The organism is Alcanivorax sp. (assembly GCF_051117345.1).
Lineage (GTDB): Bacteria > Pseudomonadota > Gammaproteobacteria > Pseudomonadales > Alcanivoracaceae > Alcanivorax.
Genome location: NZ_JBNPEC010000099.1, coordinates 1 through 16,302, shown reverse-complemented (window position 1 = coordinate 16,302; position 16,302 = coordinate 1). Strand labels below are relative to the sequence as shown.

The 16,302-nt window shown below is 59.3% G+C and carries 14 protein-coding genes; 8 read left to right on the top strand and 6 right to left on the bottom strand.

The features are described from left to right. The first annotated feature begins 47 nt into the window (after nt 1-47). The gene (locus ACFE0K_RS06370; RefSeq protein ID WP_434535265.1) at nt 48-659 is read left to right on the top strand and encodes a LysE family translocator; all 612 of its coding nucleotides are present in this window, start codon (nt 48-50) and stop codon (nt 657-659) included. 59 nt (nt 660-718) lie between these two features. On the opposite strand, the gene ACFE0K_RS06365 is transcribed toward ACFE0K_RS06370, so the two are convergent. The 4 genes from ACFE0K_RS06365 to ACFE0K_RS06350 all read right to left on the bottom strand — a co-directional run bounded on the left by ACFE0K_RS06365 (nt 719) and on the right by ACFE0K_RS06350 (nt 7,019). Then, the gene (locus tag ACFE0K_RS06365) at nt 719-1,690 is read right to left on the bottom strand and encodes an FAD:protein FMN transferase (RefSeq protein ID WP_434535264.1); all 972 of its coding nucleotides are present in this window, start codon (nt 1,688-1,690) and stop codon (nt 719-721) included. Nucleotides 1,691-1,788: 98 nt separating this feature from the next. After that, nucleotides 1,789-3,369: a hypothetical protein gene (locus ACFE0K_RS06360; protein WP_434535263.1), complete on the bottom strand. Its 1,581-nt coding sequence runs from the start codon at nt 3,367-3,369 to the stop codon at nt 1,789-1,791. Nucleotides 3,370-3,379: 10 nt separating this feature from the next. Further along, on the bottom strand, nt 3,380-5,830 hold the full coding sequence (locus ACFE0K_RS06355; protein WP_434535262.1) for a LamG domain-containing protein: 2,451 nt from the start codon (nt 5,828-5,830) through the stop codon (nt 3,380-3,382). A 4-nt stretch (nt 5,831-5,834) separates the two neighbouring features. Further along, nucleotides 5,835-7,019 carry a hypothetical protein gene (locus ACFE0K_RS06350; protein ID WP_434535261.1) on the bottom strand — a complete coding sequence of 395 codons (1,185 nt, stop codon included), beginning with the start codon at nt 7,017-7,019 and terminating at the stop codon, nt 5,835-5,837. A gap of 203 nt (nt 7,020-7,222) precedes the next feature. Between ACFE0K_RS06350 and ACFE0K_RS06345 the strand changes: the two genes are divergently transcribed. From ACFE0K_RS06345 to ACFE0K_RS06320, 6 genes are all read left to right on the top strand, one after another. Continuing rightward, nucleotides 7,223-9,832 (top strand): hypothetical protein, encoded by a 2,610-nt coding sequence (locus tag ACFE0K_RS06345; RefSeq protein ID WP_434535260.1) that lies wholly within the window; start codon nt 7,223-7,225, stop codon nt 9,830-9,832. 100 nt (nt 9,833-9,932) lie between these two features. Further along, the gene (locus ACFE0K_RS06340; RefSeq protein WP_434535259.1) at nt 9,933-10,721 is read left to right on the top strand and encodes an outer membrane beta-barrel protein; all 789 of its coding nucleotides are present in this window, start codon (nt 9,933-9,935) and stop codon (nt 10,719-10,721) included. 59 nt (nt 10,722-10,780) lie between these two features. Continuing rightward, nucleotides 10,781-11,353, top strand: a complete 573-nt coding sequence (locus ACFE0K_RS06335) for an outer membrane beta-barrel domain-containing protein (RefSeq protein ID WP_434535258.1) — start codon at nt 10,781-10,783, stop codon at nt 11,351-11,353. Nucleotides 11,354-11,376: 23 nt separating this feature from the next. Next, entirely contained in the window at nt 11,377-11,868 is a 492-nt protein-coding gene (locus ACFE0K_RS06330; RefSeq protein ID WP_434535257.1) for a TlpA family protein disulfide reductase, read from the top strand. After that, nucleotides 11,865-12,101 (top strand): DUF4266 domain-containing protein, encoded by a 237-nt coding sequence (locus ACFE0K_RS06325; RefSeq protein ID WP_434535256.1) that lies wholly within the window; start codon nt 11,865-11,867, stop codon nt 12,099-12,101. The genes ACFE0K_RS06330 and ACFE0K_RS06325 overlap by 4 nt, the downstream gene beginning before the upstream one ends. Next, on the top strand, nt 12,092-13,219 hold the full coding sequence (locus ACFE0K_RS06320; RefSeq protein ID WP_434535255.1) for a DUF3570 domain-containing protein: 1,128 nt from the start codon (nt 12,092-12,094) through the stop codon (nt 13,217-13,219). Before ACFE0K_RS06325 ends, ACFE0K_RS06320 begins: the two co-directional genes overlap by 10 nt. Before the next feature lie 66 nt (nt 13,220-13,285). Here ACFE0K_RS06320 and ACFE0K_RS06315 read toward each other — a convergent pair whose 3' ends face one another. Both ACFE0K_RS06315 and ACFE0K_RS06310 read right to left on the bottom strand, forming a co-directional pair. Beyond that, nucleotides 13,286-14,383, bottom strand: coding sequence for a phospholipase A (locus tag ACFE0K_RS06315; RefSeq protein ID WP_434535254.1), 1,098 nt, complete (start codon nt 14,381-14,383; stop codon nt 13,286-13,288). 53 nt (nt 14,384-14,436) lie between these two features. After that, on the bottom strand, nt 14,437-14,625 hold the full coding sequence (locus ACFE0K_RS06310) for a Trm112 family protein (protein WP_434535253.1): 189 nt from the start codon (nt 14,623-14,625) through the stop codon (nt 14,437-14,439). A 276-nt stretch (nt 14,626-14,901) separates the two neighbouring features. Here ACFE0K_RS06310 and ACFE0K_RS06305 point away from each other — a divergent pair. Then, nucleotides 14,902-16,302 (top strand): acyl-CoA dehydrogenase family protein (locus tag ACFE0K_RS06305; protein ID WP_434535252.1); only part of this gene is annotated, 1,401 nt, incomplete at its 3' end.

The window sequence follows — 16,302 nt, the reverse complement described above, 5'->3', positions numbered from 1 at the left end:
TGGGAGTCTTGTTCGCAAGTTAACGAGTTTTATCGCAAGGCATGACCATGGATGGATACGGGTTACTGTTACTGATGCCGGTGATGATGGTGCTGGCGGCACTGCCCAGTAGCAGTGTGGCGCTGGTGGTGGTGCGTTCTGCCCGGCTGGGTGTGGCGCAGGGCCTGTGGGTGGCCGCCGGTATTGTGGTGGCGGATCTGTTGTTCGCTGCGCTTGCCCTGTGGGGAATGAGCGAGCTGGCCCAGCAACTGGGTGGCTTGTTTGCCCTGGTCCGTATTGCCGCCGGGCTCTGGCTGGTGTGGTTCGGCATCAACCTGATCCGGCAACGCGGGGCTGCATTGCGAGTCGAACCGTTTGCCGGTGGTAGCAAGACCGTCAGTTTTCTCGCCGGCCTGGCGGTGACCCTGGGCGACATCAAGGCCATCGTTTTCTATGCCAGCCTGTTTCCCCTGTTTGTAGATATGCACTCGCCGGATGCGGCGCATCTTGTCGCGGTGCTGCTGATTACGGTTTTCAGTGTGGGCGGGGTTAAGGCAGTGTATGCATTACTGGCGCAACGGATGATCCGCCACAGCAACCCCCGTTTTCAGCAGCCCCTGAGCATCGCCGCCGGCGGCATCATGATTGGCGCCGGCACCTGGCTGGTCGCCCGCCCGTAGACACGTAGGGTGGATTAGCCGAAGGCGTAATCCATCTTCCCGGCAGGCGTAATCCACCGTTACTCCGGTGTTGTTAAATCGTCGGAATAAAAAACATTGCCGTTGCGGTCGATGATGATGGCCGAGGTATCCGCTAGCCGGTTGATCAGCGCCAGCCCTTTTTCGACTCCCAACACGAAGACACTGGTGGACAAGGCGTCCGCATCCAGGCTGTTGTCTGCAAGCACGGTGACGCTGGCCAGCCCATCAATGCTTTTGCCCGTTTGCGGGGACAGGATGTGATGAATGCGGCGTCCCTCCTGAATGAAGTAGCGCTGGTAGTCGCCGGAGGTGGACATGGCCAGGTTGGCGATGGGGAGGCGCATGGCGACTTTCTTCTGGTCGCGGGGGTGCTGGATGCCCACTTCCCAGGGGCGGCCGCGGTGGTCGCCGAGTACATAGCTGTCACCCCCGAGAGCCAGCCAGGCATGTTCAATGCCGGCGGCTTTCAGCAGTGCGATCCCCTGGTCGATGGCATAGCCTTTGGCGATCCCGCCAAGATCAATGCGGGTGCCTGATGTGCGAAATCGCACCTGGTTATCGGCGAGCAGTTCAATGCGGTCGGCACCGATATGTCGGGCGGCTATTTCCAGTTCCTGATCATGGGGCGCCTTGCCCTGTCGATAGTCGTAGAGATGTCCGGCGCTGGCAAAGGTGATGTCGAAGGCGCCGCCGGTGAGCTGATAGTAGTGCAGGGATTGTTCCAGCAACCGGTAGAACTCGGGGCTGATGGTTTGCGGTTTTTCATGGCCTTGCCGGTTGAGTCGGGCCAGCTCGCTGTCTTCCACCCAGGGCGACAGCAACCGGTTTAGCCGCGCCATTTCTGTTTCCAGTTGCTGGAACAGGGGGGTGGCATCTTCCTCGGACCACAGGGAGACGCTGGCGCGGGTGCCCATCACATCCCAGTCGTGTTGTTGCCAATCGGCATGCAGGGGTAGTGACAGTAGCAGTAACAGGCAGGAAAACAGGGCGCGAATTGGGCGAGGGTCCATGGGGGTATCCGGGAGCCAGTGTATGTGTGAGTGGCCATGCGCCATTTCACAAGGCTGACACCGTTGGAGCCTTGCAGACAAAGCTCCAACGGTTGCTGTCAGGTAATGGTACCACTGACAATGGGTTCGAAGGCGGTGAGCCGATCCATGGAAGTTGCATTGCCCAGGCTGTGGTTGGGGAAGCGGGCGCTGAAGTCGCCCTGCTCACCGTGTAGTGCCATATAGTTCAGCCACACGGTTTCTGCCAGCAGGTTCACGTTGTTGGCGGCCGGGGTGCCGGCGGTTTCTACCGAGGCATCCGGGCGCATCCAGCCCAGCTGCTGATGTTGTTCGGCGGTGCCACCGGCGGTACTGAGCGTGGGGCGACCATTGGGGTCGTAGACCAGGAAGAAGGATGCGGCGGTTGAGGAGTTGTCGCCAGTCCATTCGCCCTTGCCGCGCCCTTCGGCAGAGTCATCGATGCGTCCGTTGCTGGCCACGGAGCCATCGCTGAACACATAAATCATCAATGGCACTCCCTTGCGACGAGCGTACTCCAGGCAGGCGCCCATGCAACGGCCGGCACGGCGGTCGCGGATTTCGCCAGTGCCCCGTTCGCCAGTGTGATAATCAAAACCGCCCATGCTGATACAACCGGCACCGGCGTAGCCGTTGACCACCAGCTTCATTACCGAGGCGGTTTTTTCAAACTCCCGGTCGTTCAGTTCGGCGTCCGAGAAGATGCTTAGGATGTCCATGTCCTGGCTAATATCCAGGGTCGATGGATCGCCATAGCGGTCGGTAATGTCCGCGGCTTCCACATAACCGCAACGCAACAGGTTGCGCAGGTTGTCGCGGCGATTGGCATCGGTAAGGCCGCTGTCGATGCGGTCGATGCGTTTGTGGCTGATGCGGGCGATGGATTCCATTACCGACACGGCATCGGCCTGGTCGAGCAGGCCGACCAGTTTGCCGGTGTCTACCAGACCGGTCACATCGGAGCGTCGGTCTACCTTGGTGGGTCGGGCTGAGGCAATGATGGACGCATCCGGGGACATGGAGTTGCCGCCGGACATGGAACTGCGCGAGCCGATCAATGACAGCAATTCGCCGTCGGCACCGGCATTGAAAATGCCGTACATGGGGTTGTGTGGGTTGTTGGCAGTATCGTTTTCAGACCGTGCCGGAATGACGCAGCCATTCACATTGGCGGTGGCGTTTGGCGCCTTGTCGAGAATGCCAAGCAGGAAGGGGGAGTCGCTATGGAATGCCAGCCCCAGCTCGGTATTGATGGTGGTTGGGTCATTATTGGGCGCCAGGTTGCCTGGTAGCCCAAGCTTGGAATAGCCCGCACTGCTGAGAAGGTCCTGTTGTCCTCCTTCTCCACCCACCAGTACGTTGGAACCGGCGATATTGGCGCCACCGGCCAGATCAAAACAGATGAAGGGAATCTTGCCGGCCCCGGCGGCAGCGATACCACAGTCGGTTTTCATGCCTTCCAGATCACCGGACAGGGCAGCCATGGCGTCGCGCGGATTACTGAACAGACCGAACAGGCCGACACTGCCGAAGGCCGCCCCGCTGATCAGGCCACGCCCGAGCATATCCCGGCGGCTGATTGGCTTGCCGTGGCCCAGATTAAGCAGCGGCGCATCCGGATGCAGGGGCTGCCGACGTTTTTTGAGAAAGCTACGTTTCATCATTTTCCCCTTATTGAACCAGCATGGTGGCGCTGCCGAGCATTGCGGCACAGGCTGCCTTTGTCGCGGTGGCGGTGCGCTCCACGCAGTTACTGCTGCACTGGGTCAGGTTGGTATCGAATAACAACTGCTCCAGCTCCCCTTCCACATCGGCGCGGGACGGCTGGTCAGCCTGACCATTGCCGACCATGCGTTCGAACAGCGGGGAAATGACCCAGTCACGCCATTGCTGTTGGGTGATGGTGTCGGCGCCAGCGTTGTAGTTCAGTCCCACGAACAGAGGCGTGATGCTGGCATCATTGTTGCGCTCGGCTTCCACCAGGGCGTTGCAGTACTCGATGGACAGCTGCGCCACGCCGACCTGATGAGCAGTGAGGAAGGCTTCAATATTTTCCTCGCTGGGCAGTTGGGTACGCAGGCGCTGATAGGTGTCCGGTACGTCTCCGTAACCCTCCGGTACCCCGGTAAGCACACTCATGGTGGCGTTGATTTCGGCAAAGTTGCGTAGTCCCGCCAGCGGTTGTTCGCCGTATTCGTTCGGGGTCAACGGCAGGGGCTGCGGTTCGGTATGCACATGAGTATGGCTGCCCAGGCGGTCAAAGGTCAGGAAGAATTCATCGTTATCCTGGCCCTGTTCCACCGGCAGCAAGGTGCCCAGGCGGGACAGGGTTTCGCCCTGTTCACTGTAGCCGTCGCCGCCGATCTCTGTGTCCAGGGTGGCGAAGGCTTGTGCCACATCCGGCACCTGGCCATTGATGCCCAGACGCAGGCCGGCCAGGGGGACTTCCTCGCTGACGATGTCCTGCTCCAGGTTGATGAAGTAGGGCGCGGCAAACAGGTAGCTGAAGTTATCGAAGCGGGACACTTCGAACACGACATAGGCGCCGGGCTGGTCGATCAGATGACCGATGTAGAAGGGCAGGAAATAACGCTCGCCGACGCCGGCGTCGAAGTTGGTGCGAATCTGTTCTTCAGTGAGTGCCCGGTTGTGGATGGCGGCAAAACGGATTACCCCTTCCCAGGGGCGGTCACTGGACGCCTCGTTGCCCAGCACCAGGGCGAAGGTGTCGTCCCAGGTGTTGAGCAGGGCGGGGCTGACCGGATCGGTGGCGCCGTTGCGGGCACCATTGATATAGATCTGTCTGCCGTTGACCGGGTCGAAGGTCACTGCCACGTGCTGCAGGCTGGCTTGTAGCGGGTCGTCGGCGGTTTCCAGTGCCGGCTCACCGTTGCCATCGGTGGCTTCGCCGATCCGCTGGAATACCTGATAGTTACTGCCGCTCTGAGCCAGTGTCAGATTGCGCGCGTCCGGCCCGGCGGAGTAGCTGATGATATGGGCATCATCCTGGCCGGTGCTGGCGGGTACCAGCCAGGCCTCCAGGGTCAGTTCGCCGGTGGTACGGATCATGTCACTGAGCTTCTTGCTGGTGGCGGTGCTGCCCTGGGCCTTGCCGTTGTTGAGGCGAATGCCCCAGCCGCCTTCCCAGGTGACATCGCCGTTGTATTGCAGGTGAATGGCTGGATCCACCCCGGAGCTGTCGAAGGCGGTGAGGCCTTCTCCGGTCTTGAATTCATAGCGGGCGATGATGTTGCTCTCGTAACGGCCGCCGCCCGCGGCCAGGGTGCCATCGTCCACATTGAGTGATTTGCTCAGCACCAGATCGTTATCGGGGGCGGTAGGGACAATGGCGTTCGCCATGGCACGAATGGCATTTTCCATGGCCATGGCATCGCTGTCGCAGTCGTCGCTCCAGCAGTTGTGGCTATCTTCACCAAGACGCTCGACCAAGCGGCTCAATTCCGGGCGGTTCAGGTCGATCTTGCTGCGCACGGCGGTGTATGCCTCGTTCACATCATCTGCAGCCAGATAGGGGCCCTGGGGGGTGTTGGCATCACTCTGGTGGCAGTCGCTGCAATGGTCGTCCAGCAACGGGTAGACATGGGTCTGGAACAGGCTTGGGTCCTGGGGGAAATTTTTGCTGTTGCCGGGGTCCTTGAGTGGCGGTTCTTCCAGTTCCGTAGTGCCGCCACCGAGTCCCAGGCTTTCGCCCGCCCAGGCGCTGATCCAGGTGCTGATCTGATCGGCGCAGAACTGCGGGTCGGATTCCCAGCAGTTATGGCCGCCTGCCACTTTCTGCACCATCTGCGAGGAGGCAGGCTGGTTGAGGTCGATCAGCGGGTTGGCCGCTGCATAGGCCTGGTTGATATCACCTGTCTGCAGAAAGGCCGGCTGCTGATCGCGGTGACAGGCACCGCAGCGTTGCTCGCTGACCAGATTGTTCCAGATATAGATCTTGAAGGCGGAGACGTCGGCGTTGCGCGGTGCAGGGCCGTCATAGGTGACGTTGTTGTTGCCGCCACCACTGTTAACGTTCGGGGTGGTGTCGGAGCCGCTGCTGCTGCCGCCACAGCCGCTGATCAACGCGGCCAGGAGCGTACTGACAAGTGGTAAGTATCGCATCGCCTCAGTCCCCCATGCAGTAGGTGGCCGCATCGGCAAACAGTGTCTTCATGCGGTAGTTATCGTTTTTGAACTGGCTTGTCATGTCCTCAAGCTGAGAGGAGTCGGCACTGTCTGCGGGTTTGCGCAGGCACACCGCCTGAAACACCTTCTCCGCCTGGCAGGTGGCGAACACCTCGCTGTGGGCCAGTTCCCGGCCCAGGCTGGCGGCGCCGCTGCCACTGCCGTTCAGGTTCGGGTCCCAGCCCAGGTTGGCATTGGGGCCTTTGCGCCAGTAGTTGTCCCAGTCGTCGTCAGGGGTGATGTAGCCCCAGGGGAAGTTGTTGCTGTTGATCAGATATTTGCCTTGCACTCGGGTGCCGGTATCCGGATCGGCGCTGGTGTTGTAGACCATGCGACCGCCATCCCCTTCCTGGGGGCCTTCCCAGTCATAGTAGGCAAAGCCCTGCGCCAGCGGGTCCATGCCGCTGTGACAGCTGATGCAGTTGTTGCGGAAAATACGGCTGTCGCCGCCGGGACTGCGGCTGACATCCTGGCGAATACGGTCGGAGGGGCGAGTGGTGTCCTGTACCTGTTCCAGGTCACGACATAAATGGTTCATCAGGGTGAAGCGCAGCATGGCTCGGTTGGTGCCGGCATAGAAAAAGGCATTGGCAGCGGCACGGGTGGTCAACACACCGGCAACGGCCTGTGAGGGCGTGCCGTACTGGCTGGCCTGGCTGCTGGCGGAGAGCACATCCGCCAGGTTGGCATGCTGACTTTCCAGGTTGCGGTAATGGGCATTGCTGTCCGCAGAGGCTGCCGGGGTGACGTTGCCCACGTAAAGCAGGTCATCGTAGAGAATGCGCCGAAAGTCCAGATCGTCGCGAATCGAACCGATTACCGTGGCGGTGTAGTCATTCAATGGCGCGAACACATCCTGGGCTTCATTGGTCCACGGTGTGGCGAACTGCTTGAGAGTGACGTTATAGAACGCCGGGTGGTCCATGGCCAGTTCCGCCGCGTCACGGGGGCCGCTGGTGGCGTTGCCCTCAATCAGGTTGGCCATGGTCGTCAGTGTGGCGGCATCCGCCGGCACGCCCGTCAGACGATTATGAATGCGTTGTGCCTGGTCGCGACTGTTGGCCATGCCTGTCACAGGCAAGCTCAGAGCCAGCGCCACCAGAAAGATCCCCCGATAGCCTTTCATGGCTGTATCCTTTTTCTTTGTTACGCTGTCGTCCGCCTGCCATTGATTGGCAGTACGGATCGACCGTTTAACAGATTTCCCGTTTCCCGCAGGCATTGTCCATGACATTCTGCATCAGGCTCTGTGAATTGGGGCCCAGAAAATCAACAACAGATTCGCGATACTGACACAAACCAGAAAAAAACGGACGAACGGTGAAAATAATGAGGGTACCTGTCCTGCTGGGCCTGCTCATGGGGATGAGCGGCTGCGGTGGCATGGACGGGGGGGATCAGCAGAAAGACCCCACGGTAACCGATATCCCGGTGGCGTATGTGCAGCGTTCGCTGCCCCGGGATGACGACGGTGAGATTGTGGTTGAGTCTCTGGAAGAACCGGCAGCGTTTCAGGCCGGGGCCAGGCTGATGGTGCGCGACAGCGCTTCCTCCCGTGCTGTGGCCCGTGATGTCACCACGACGATTTTCGATTCCGGCCACGATGTTCGTGATCTCACCATGAGTTATGACGGCAGCCGCCTGTTGTTTTCTGCACGGGCGCCGGAAATTGCCGATGCGGATGAGGACGAGCAGCCCACCTGGAACCTGTGGGAATACGATTTTCAAACGGGCGGCGCGCGGCGGCTGATCAGCAGCGACCTGCGCGCAGAAGAAGGCCAGGATCGCTATCCGGCCTATTTGCCCGATGGCCGTATCGTCTTTGCCTCAACCCGCCAGCGCCAGGCCCGGGCCCGATTGCTGGACGAGGGGAAACCCCAGTTCACCCCTCTGGAAGAAGGCCGGGATACCTATGCTTTCGCCCTGCACGTGATGAGTGTTGACGGCGTGGAGATTGAGCAGATTACCTTCAATATGAGTCATGATGTGGCGCCGCTGGTGGGGCGCGACGGGCGGGTGGTATTCCTTCGTTGGGATAACAAGGATAATGAAAACCGCTTTGACCTGTACCGGGTTAACCCGGACGGAACCGGGCTGACGCCCCTTTATGGGGCCGACAGCCATGACGCCGGTAATGACCGCACTCGAGAATTCCTGCCCCTCTCACTCATGGGCGATGGGCGTCTGCTCACCGCTGCCCGTCTGCGCGAGGCCGGCGCCGGACAGATGCAGCCGTTGGCCATCGATATTGGCAACTTCGTGAATCGTGAGGGCCCACTGTTTGGCCGGGTTGGTAGTCAGGCAGAGCAGGCATTGCCTGGCCCTGCCAGTTCCCTGGGTGATGCCGTGGCGGCGGAAGGGCGCCTGGCGGATTTGGTGAGCATGGATGATGGCTCCGGTCGTTTTTTGATGGCCTGGTCTCCCTGTCGCTTGCTGGAAGGTCAAACCCTGCGGCCCTGCACCGACGAGTATCTGAGTCAGGGGCTGCCGGAAGCACCGCCTGCCTTCGGTCTGTGGATTCTGGACCCGGCCGAGGGCACCCAGCGGCCGGTGGTCACCCCGCAGGACAATCTCTGGGTGACAGAACTGGCAGTGGCAACGGCGCGGACCTTGCCATCGCAGGCTCTGGACAGTGAACGGGATGATGCCCTTGCTGAAGACAATCTGGCACGGCTGGATATTCGCAGTGTCTACGACATGGATAGCCGGTTCGTCAGTTTCAATAACCCCGGGCTTCCTGGTATCTCCACGCTTGAACAGTTCCGGGACCCCTCCCTGGTGGCTCCGCAAGAGCGGCAGGTGCGGTTTCTGCGTATTACCAAGGGCGTGCTGATCCCTGACGAGGATGTCCGGGATATCGCCGGCGCCCAGTTCGGGCGGTCGGCTAATTTCGGCATGCGTGAAATTGTCGGTTATGTGCCGGTAGAGCCGGACGGCTCGGTGCGTGCGCGGGTACCCGCTGACGCGCCGCTGGGCCTGCAATTGGTCGATGCCACGGGCAAGGCGGTGTACAGCCGGCATGGTGCCTGGATCAACCTGCGCCCGGGTGAAACCCTGCAGTGCCAGGGCTGCCACGCCAACAATTCGCCGTTGCCCCATGGCCGTACCGATGGCATGGCACCTTCGATCAATGCGGGTGCTCCCCTTACCGGGCAACCGTTCCCAAATACCCGCACTGATGTGGTCGGCTTTGCTGATGCCGGCGAAACCATGGCCCAGGCGCTCACTCGTCTCTATCCGGAGCGGGAAATCCCGGCCATTGATATGCGCGGCTTTGATGCCTGGAGTGATCCGGCACCGGCCGACGACCTGTTGCTGGCCTATGCGGACCTGCAGACCCTGGCGCCAGCCCCGGTGCCCTGTCAGCAGCAATGGCAGGCGGAATGCCGCACGGTGATTCATTATCAGGACCACATTCAGCCGCTTTGGGATCTGCCGCGCCAGGCGGACGTGGGCGGCAGCCTGCAGGATGTTACCTGCTCTTCTTGCCACAATCGTCGGGATGCCATGAATGCGTTGCAGGTACCGCCGGCGCAGTTGGAGCTCACTGGTGAGGCGTCTGCAGATCAGCCGTTACAGCCCACCAGCTACCGGGAACTGCTGTTCAATGACAACGAACTGGTGCTGGAAGACGGCGCCCTGGTAGACCGGCTGGAGATCGTCACTGACGGTGATGGCAACGTGGTTTACCAAACTGATGAAGACGGCGAGCTGATTCTGGATAACATGGGTAATCCTGTTCCGGTGACGGAAACCGTGCCGGTCTCGGCGCCCATCCGGGCTGGCCAGGCGCGCAATTCCGACGCATTCTTTGATACCTTTGCGCAGGGCGGTGCCCATGACAGCTGGCTGACGGTGGAAGAATTGCGGTTGCTGGCGGAATGGACCGATCTGGGGGCGCAGCTCTATAACGACCCGTTCCGAGTGCCCGAAAACTGATAAAGCGCCGAGTCTGTTTAACCTGACTGGTGTCGTTGGAGCCTTGCTCACAAGGCCAATGGCGTAAATGGCTTGCCATGAAAACAAGCCCGGAATCGACATGCCGGGCTTATTTGATGTCCGATTGAAAGGGGAGACGCACCCGTTGCGCCTTGTAGTTGTGTTGTTATCCATGCTGGTGCTGTTACCGGTAAAAGCGGTTTCCTCCGAACCGTCACCTCCCTTGCAAGTGAAGGTTGCGGAGCCCTACGTGGATATCCATACCGGGCCCGGTCGCGGTTACCCGGTTTTCCATGTGGTAGAGCGCCATGCGCCGCTGACCTTGCTGTTTCAGCGCGCCGGCTGGATTAAGGTGGAAACCGCCCGTGGACGCATCGGCTGGGTGCCTCGCAAGGCGTTACTGTCTACCCTGGACGGCAGCGGTGAGACACCGGAACTGCAGAATCTGGGCCATGAGGACTTTACCGGTGGGCACTGGCAGGCATCGGTACTGGCGGGAGAGCTTGAAGGCGTTACCTCGCTGGCGGTGGGGCTTGGCTACCGGTTCACGGAAAATCTCACTGCCGAGGCCATGTTCACCCAGGCGAGTGGCAATTTTTCCAATAACAAGCTGGTTGAACTCAACCTGCAGCATCAGCTGTTTCCCCGCTGGAGAGTCTCTCCTTATACGATGCTGGGAACCGGCCGTGCCAGTATTGAACCCCGGGCGACCCTGGTCCGCCCGGAAAACCGTGATGAGACTCTGGCTTTTGCCGGCGCCGGGCTGAAGGCCTACCTCGCTCGCGGATTTGTATTACGGGGTGAATACCGAAGTTATGTGCTGTTCACCGAAGAAAACGACAACCGGAATCTGGAAGAATGGAAACTCGGTTTCTCCCTGCTGTTCTGATCCTGCCGCTATTGCTCCCGGCAGGCGCAATAGCGGAAACGGCAGATGACACATCTGCGGTGCGTGACGCAGACGCTTCATCGGTACTGGACCCGCAAATCGAGCGGCGTCGTATCAAGGAAGCGGATATCGATAGCGAAAACTTCGAGGCCGGAGTCTACGCGGGCATTCTCTCTATTGAGGATTTCGGCGCCGAGCCAGTAGTCGGCGTGCGGCTGGATTATCACCTGTCCGAGGATGTGTTTTTCGAAGCCGTGCTGGGCCGTGCCGAGGCGGGGGAAACCAGTTTCGAAACGCTCAATGCGGGCGTACGTCTGCTCAATGATGATGAGCGTGAGTTTACTTATTATCAGGCGTCGGTGGGCTACAACCTGCTTCCCGGTGAGGCCTTTCTGTCCGGCGGACGAACGTTTAACAACGCCTTTTATTTGCTTGGCGGAGCCGGGATAACCGATTTCGCTGGCGACGAGCATTTCACTCTGGGTGTCGGTGTGGGTTACCGGCTGCTGGTCAATGATCTGATCGCCGTGCGGGTGGATATGAAAGACCATGTCTTCAATCTGGATGTGCTTGGCGAGGACAAGACCACACACAATCTGGAGCTGACCGCTGGCGTCAGTCTGTTTTTCTGAAAAAAAGAAATGGGGGAGCAACAATGAAAAGAACACTGACAATGATGATAGGCGCGTTGGCGTTGCTTTTTTTCAGCAATGCGTTTGCCGCTGAGGGTGAGCCAGCTCCGGACTTTACACTCAAGACACTGGATGGCAGCAATCTGAAACTCAGCGAACAGCGTGGAACCGTGGTCCTGCTGAATTTCTGGGCTTCCTGGTGTGGACCCTGCCGTACGGAAATGCCGTTGCTGGATGATCTTTATCAGGAGTATCGCGACTACGGCTTCACCGTGCTGGGAGTCAATCTGGATGAACATCGCGACCAGGCGGATCGCCTGCTGGACAAGATTCCGGTGACCTTCCCGGTGTTGTTTGATCCGCAGAACAGCACCAGTGAAACCTATGGCGTGGATGCTATGCCCACCACTGTGCTGATTGACCGCAATGGTGTGGTCCGTCATCACCATCGTGGTTACAGGGACGGCTACATGGATAAATACGAAGACCAGGTGAAGGCGCTGGTGCTGGAATGAATAGAGCGGGAATGATGCGCCTCTCCGGTCTTGTGCTATTGCTGGCGTTTACTGCCAGCGGTTGCGCCGTCAAGCCGTGGCTAAAGCCCTATGAGCGTGCCCGCCTGGCGGACCCGGTCATGAACGTGTCGGCACATCCAGTGGCGGAAAGCTACATGGGCCATGTGCATCAGGCGCGCGAAAGCATGCGCGGGGCGGAAGGCAGTGCCGGTGGAGGCTGTGGATGCAACTGATGCGTACGCTGCTGGTGGTCGTGCTGGTTTTTTCAAGCACGTTGCTGCAGGCCTCGGTATTGCCGGAGGACCGGCTTGATGTGTTGTACCACCAGTACGAAGGTGGCGGTATGAAAATCAATGGTCCGTCCGTGCTGGTAAGAAAGTCCGTGGCCGACAAGGTGGCAGTGCATGCCAATTATTACGTGGATGAAGTCTCCGCGGCGTCCATTGATGTGCTGGTCAGTGCCAGTCCTTACTCTGAAGAGCGCACCGAGAAAAGTGTTGGCGTGGATTACCTGCATGGCAAGGCCATCTATTCGTTGAGTTACGCCAACAGCGAAGAAAATGATTTCGAGGCGAACTCGGTACATTTTGACATGAGTCAGGATTTCTTTGGCGATCTGACAACCCTGAGCTTTGGTTATTCGAAAGGCTGGGATGAAGTGTTTCGTAGTGACGATAACACCTTCGCCGAAGAAGCCGATCGGCAGCATTTTCGTATCAATCTGTCGCAGATCCTTACCCGCAACCTTAGGGCCAGTCTGGGTCATGAGCTGATCACCGATGAAGGCTATCTGAACAATCCCTACCGTTCCGTGCGTTATCTGACATCGGGTGGCAATTACAGCTTTGAACCGGAGCGATATCCAGAGACCCGCACCAGTGAAGCCACCTCGCTGCGGCTGTCCTACTACTTACCCTGGCGGGCCGGCCTGCATGGCGAGTACCGGCTGTATAACGACTCCTGGGGTATTGATGCCAGTAGCTGGCAATTGAAGTTGATACAGCCGCTGGGAGGAAAGTGGACTCTGGAAGGGCGTTATCGGGCCTATCAGCAAGACCAGGCGGATTTCTATGCCGACCTGTTTCCATTCCAGAATGCCCAGAATTTCCTGGCCAGAGACAAGGAGCTCAGCGAATTCAGCTCTACGGTGGTGGGGGTAGGGATTGGTTTCGAATTCAGCAAGCCGAACTGGCAAACCTTCGACCGGGCAGGGCTGAATCTGTGGGTGGATCGCTTCAGCTTTGACTACGAGAATTTCCGCGACATCCGCGTCGACACCACCCCGGGCACCGAACCGTTGTACAGCTTCGATGCCACGGTAACGCGGCTGCTGTTTACGTTGTGGTATTAACCAGGCGCTATGCTCGATTCGCCATGCGAGCATGGTGCCTGCAGGGTGTGATTCCGGCGCTGTGGGCTACAGCGAATCGGTCAACAAAATCCCGAAGCTGAAACGGTTTTCGTAATCGTCGTAGTTGATCAGCGAATCCCCGTAGCCACTGAACACCTGAACCAGACCCTTGAAACGCTTACTGAGCGGGAAGGAATAGTTGATGCGGCCGGCGCCCTTGTTGTCGGAGCGCAGGTTGTTGCGCACCATCAGTTCGAGTACGTGGTTACGGAACGGGTAGGCCACTTCCAGTTCGAAATTGCCCATGAACTTTTCAATGTCCGGGTTATCGTCACCGGAAGTATCCAGCGGATCGTCTTTCTCTTCTTCGGGAATCCGGTACCAGGGTTTCACGGACCAGTAGTAGTCGCCGGTCTTGAAGACGTAATTCATGAACACCCGGTTCCAGCTTCGCGACACCGGTACATCGCGGCCATTGGACTGGTGGTTGAAGCCTGCCACCAGCAGCTCGGAATCCAGTGGGCCGATCTGCCAGTCCACCGGTTTGGAAATGAAGATTTCCGGCTCGTAGTTGGTTTCCCGAAACGGCGCGGAGATCTCGCTGTTGTAGGCCTGCCAGAAAAAGGTGCCGGTGAAAGCCATCCACAAGGTCACATCATCGACGATGTTTTCCTTCAGCGGTGCCTTGAGTGAGAGCTGGAACTTCACCTCGTTGGGCTGCAGGTCCCGGTCATCCTTGTCGGGGTCATTCCATTGGCGGTTGGACCAGTAGCTGTACGGCAGCAGGTAATTGCGGCGGTGCGGGGTAATCACAAAGGGGTTGCCGCGGGTGGTGTTTTCCAGCGCCAGGCGGGCGCGCAAGGCATCCTCGTTGGTGCGCTCCCCGGGTAGCTCTTCGCCGTTCTGGCACCAGCCGCGCAGTTCTTTCAGGGTGACCTGCTCATTGGCGGTCTGAGCACTTCGCAACAGGCAATCGTTCTGCTGCTGGGTCTTGCTCATGGTCTCCGGAGATTCATCGGGCACCGGGTCGTTATCGCCGTCGGAGGCCTGGGCTTCTTCCTCTTTCTCTCGTTCGGATGCTTGCGGGTTTTCTTCGGCGTGGAGGGTGGCGGCACAGAGAGAGGCACTGATCAGTGTCAGGGCCAGCGCCAGGGACTTGTACATGCAGTGATCCTTTTACGTTGCCGGTATTTCCGTCTGGCACGGCCAGCATCCGTTTACAGGTTGCTGACTTCCTCGTTGCTCATTGAGCGAGCCTGATCCTCCAGCATGACAGGAATACCATCACGGACCGGATAGGCCAGACCGCTGGCCTTGCACTTGAGTTCGCAGGTCTTGTCGTCATAGATCAGCGGTGCCTTGCTGACCGGGCAAACCAGGATGTCGAGCAGGTTGGTATCAATCATTGGCGGGTTCCTAAGCAGTCATTCACCAGTCTTTGGCGAGTATACCCAATGTCCACGGCAGGGGAGAGGATACCGCCGCAACTCCGGCCTGTTTTTACGAAAAACCTGTTAAAACAGTTAACTAGAGAGGCAAACGGTAGTTTCAAACGCTTGTTTGACTCGCGGGTCACAAATAGGGCTGGAGCGGCCCCGGAGGGCTGCCCTAAGATTACCATCCACATTACCGGCGAGCCCCCGGCCCGCCTGACTGACATCGATTATTTAGGGAGATTTGAGATGCCGGATTACAAGGCTCCCCTGCGCGATATGCGCTTTGTGCTGAATGAAGTCCTGGACCTGGATGCTCACTATGAAGGGCTGGGTCTGGAAGAGATCAACAGCGAGCTGCTTGGTGCCATTCTTGAGGAAGGTGCCAAGTTTGCTGAAAACGAGCTGTCCCCACTCAACCGTAGCGGTGATGAGGAAGGCTGTGGTTTCGACAATGGCGAAGTCACCACTCCGAAGGGCTTCAAGGAAGCCTATGCCCAGTACATTGAAGGCGGCTGGCCGGCACTGAGCGGTGATGCGGAATTCGGCGGCCAGGGCCTGCCCAACAGTGCGGGCATCGCCATGAGCGAAATGGTCGGTTCTGCCAACTGGTCCTGGGGCATGTACCCGGGTCTGTCCCATGGTGCTGTCTGCACCGTGGAAGAACACGGCACCGACGAGCAGAAGCAGGCCTACCTGCCGAAACTGATCAGCGGCGAGTGGACCGGCACCATGTGCCTGACCGAGCCCGCCTGCGGTTCCGACCTGGGTATCCTGAAAAGCAAGGCCGAGCCCAACGCGGACGGTTCCTACAGCATCACCGGTACCAAGATCTTCATCTCTGCCGGTGAACACGACATGGCCGAGAACATCGTCCACATCGTTCTCGCCCGTCTGCCCGGCGCGCCGAAAGGCACCAAGGGTATCTCCCTGTTTATCGTGCCCAAGTTCCTCACCGACGGTAATGGCGGTATCGGCGAGCGCAACGCGGTGAGCTGTGGTTCCATCGAGCACAAGATGGGTATCAAGGCCTCTGCCACCTGCGTGATGAACTTCGACGGTGCCACCGGTTACCTGATCGGCCCGGAGAACAAGGGCTTGAACTGCATGTTCACCTTCATGAACACTGCCCGTTTGGGTACCGCTATCCAGGGTGTCGCCCACGCTGAAGTGGCGTTGCAAGGTGGACTGAGCTACGCCAAAGAACGTCTGGCCATGCGCAGCCTGTCCGGTCCGAAGAACCCGGACGGGCCGGCTGACCCGATCATCGTACACCCGGACGTGCGCCGCATGCTGCTGACCAGCAAATCCTTCGCTGAAGGTGGCCGGGCGCTGGTATACCTGTGCTCGCAACTGGGTGACAAGGTGAAGCTGGCGGGCAGTGAAGAAGAGCGCAAGGAGGCCGATCAGCTGATGGCCTTCCTGACCCCGATCGCCAAGGCGTTCCTCACCGAAGCCGGTCTGGAATCCGCCAACCACGGTGTGCAGATCTACGGTGGCCACGGCTTTATCCGTGAGTGGGGCATGGAGCAGAACGTCCGTGACGCGCGTATCTCCACTCTGTATGAAGGAACCACCGGTATTCAGGCGCTGGACCTGCTGGGCCGTAAGGTGCTGCCGACCCAGGGCGCATACCTGAGGGCCTTCACC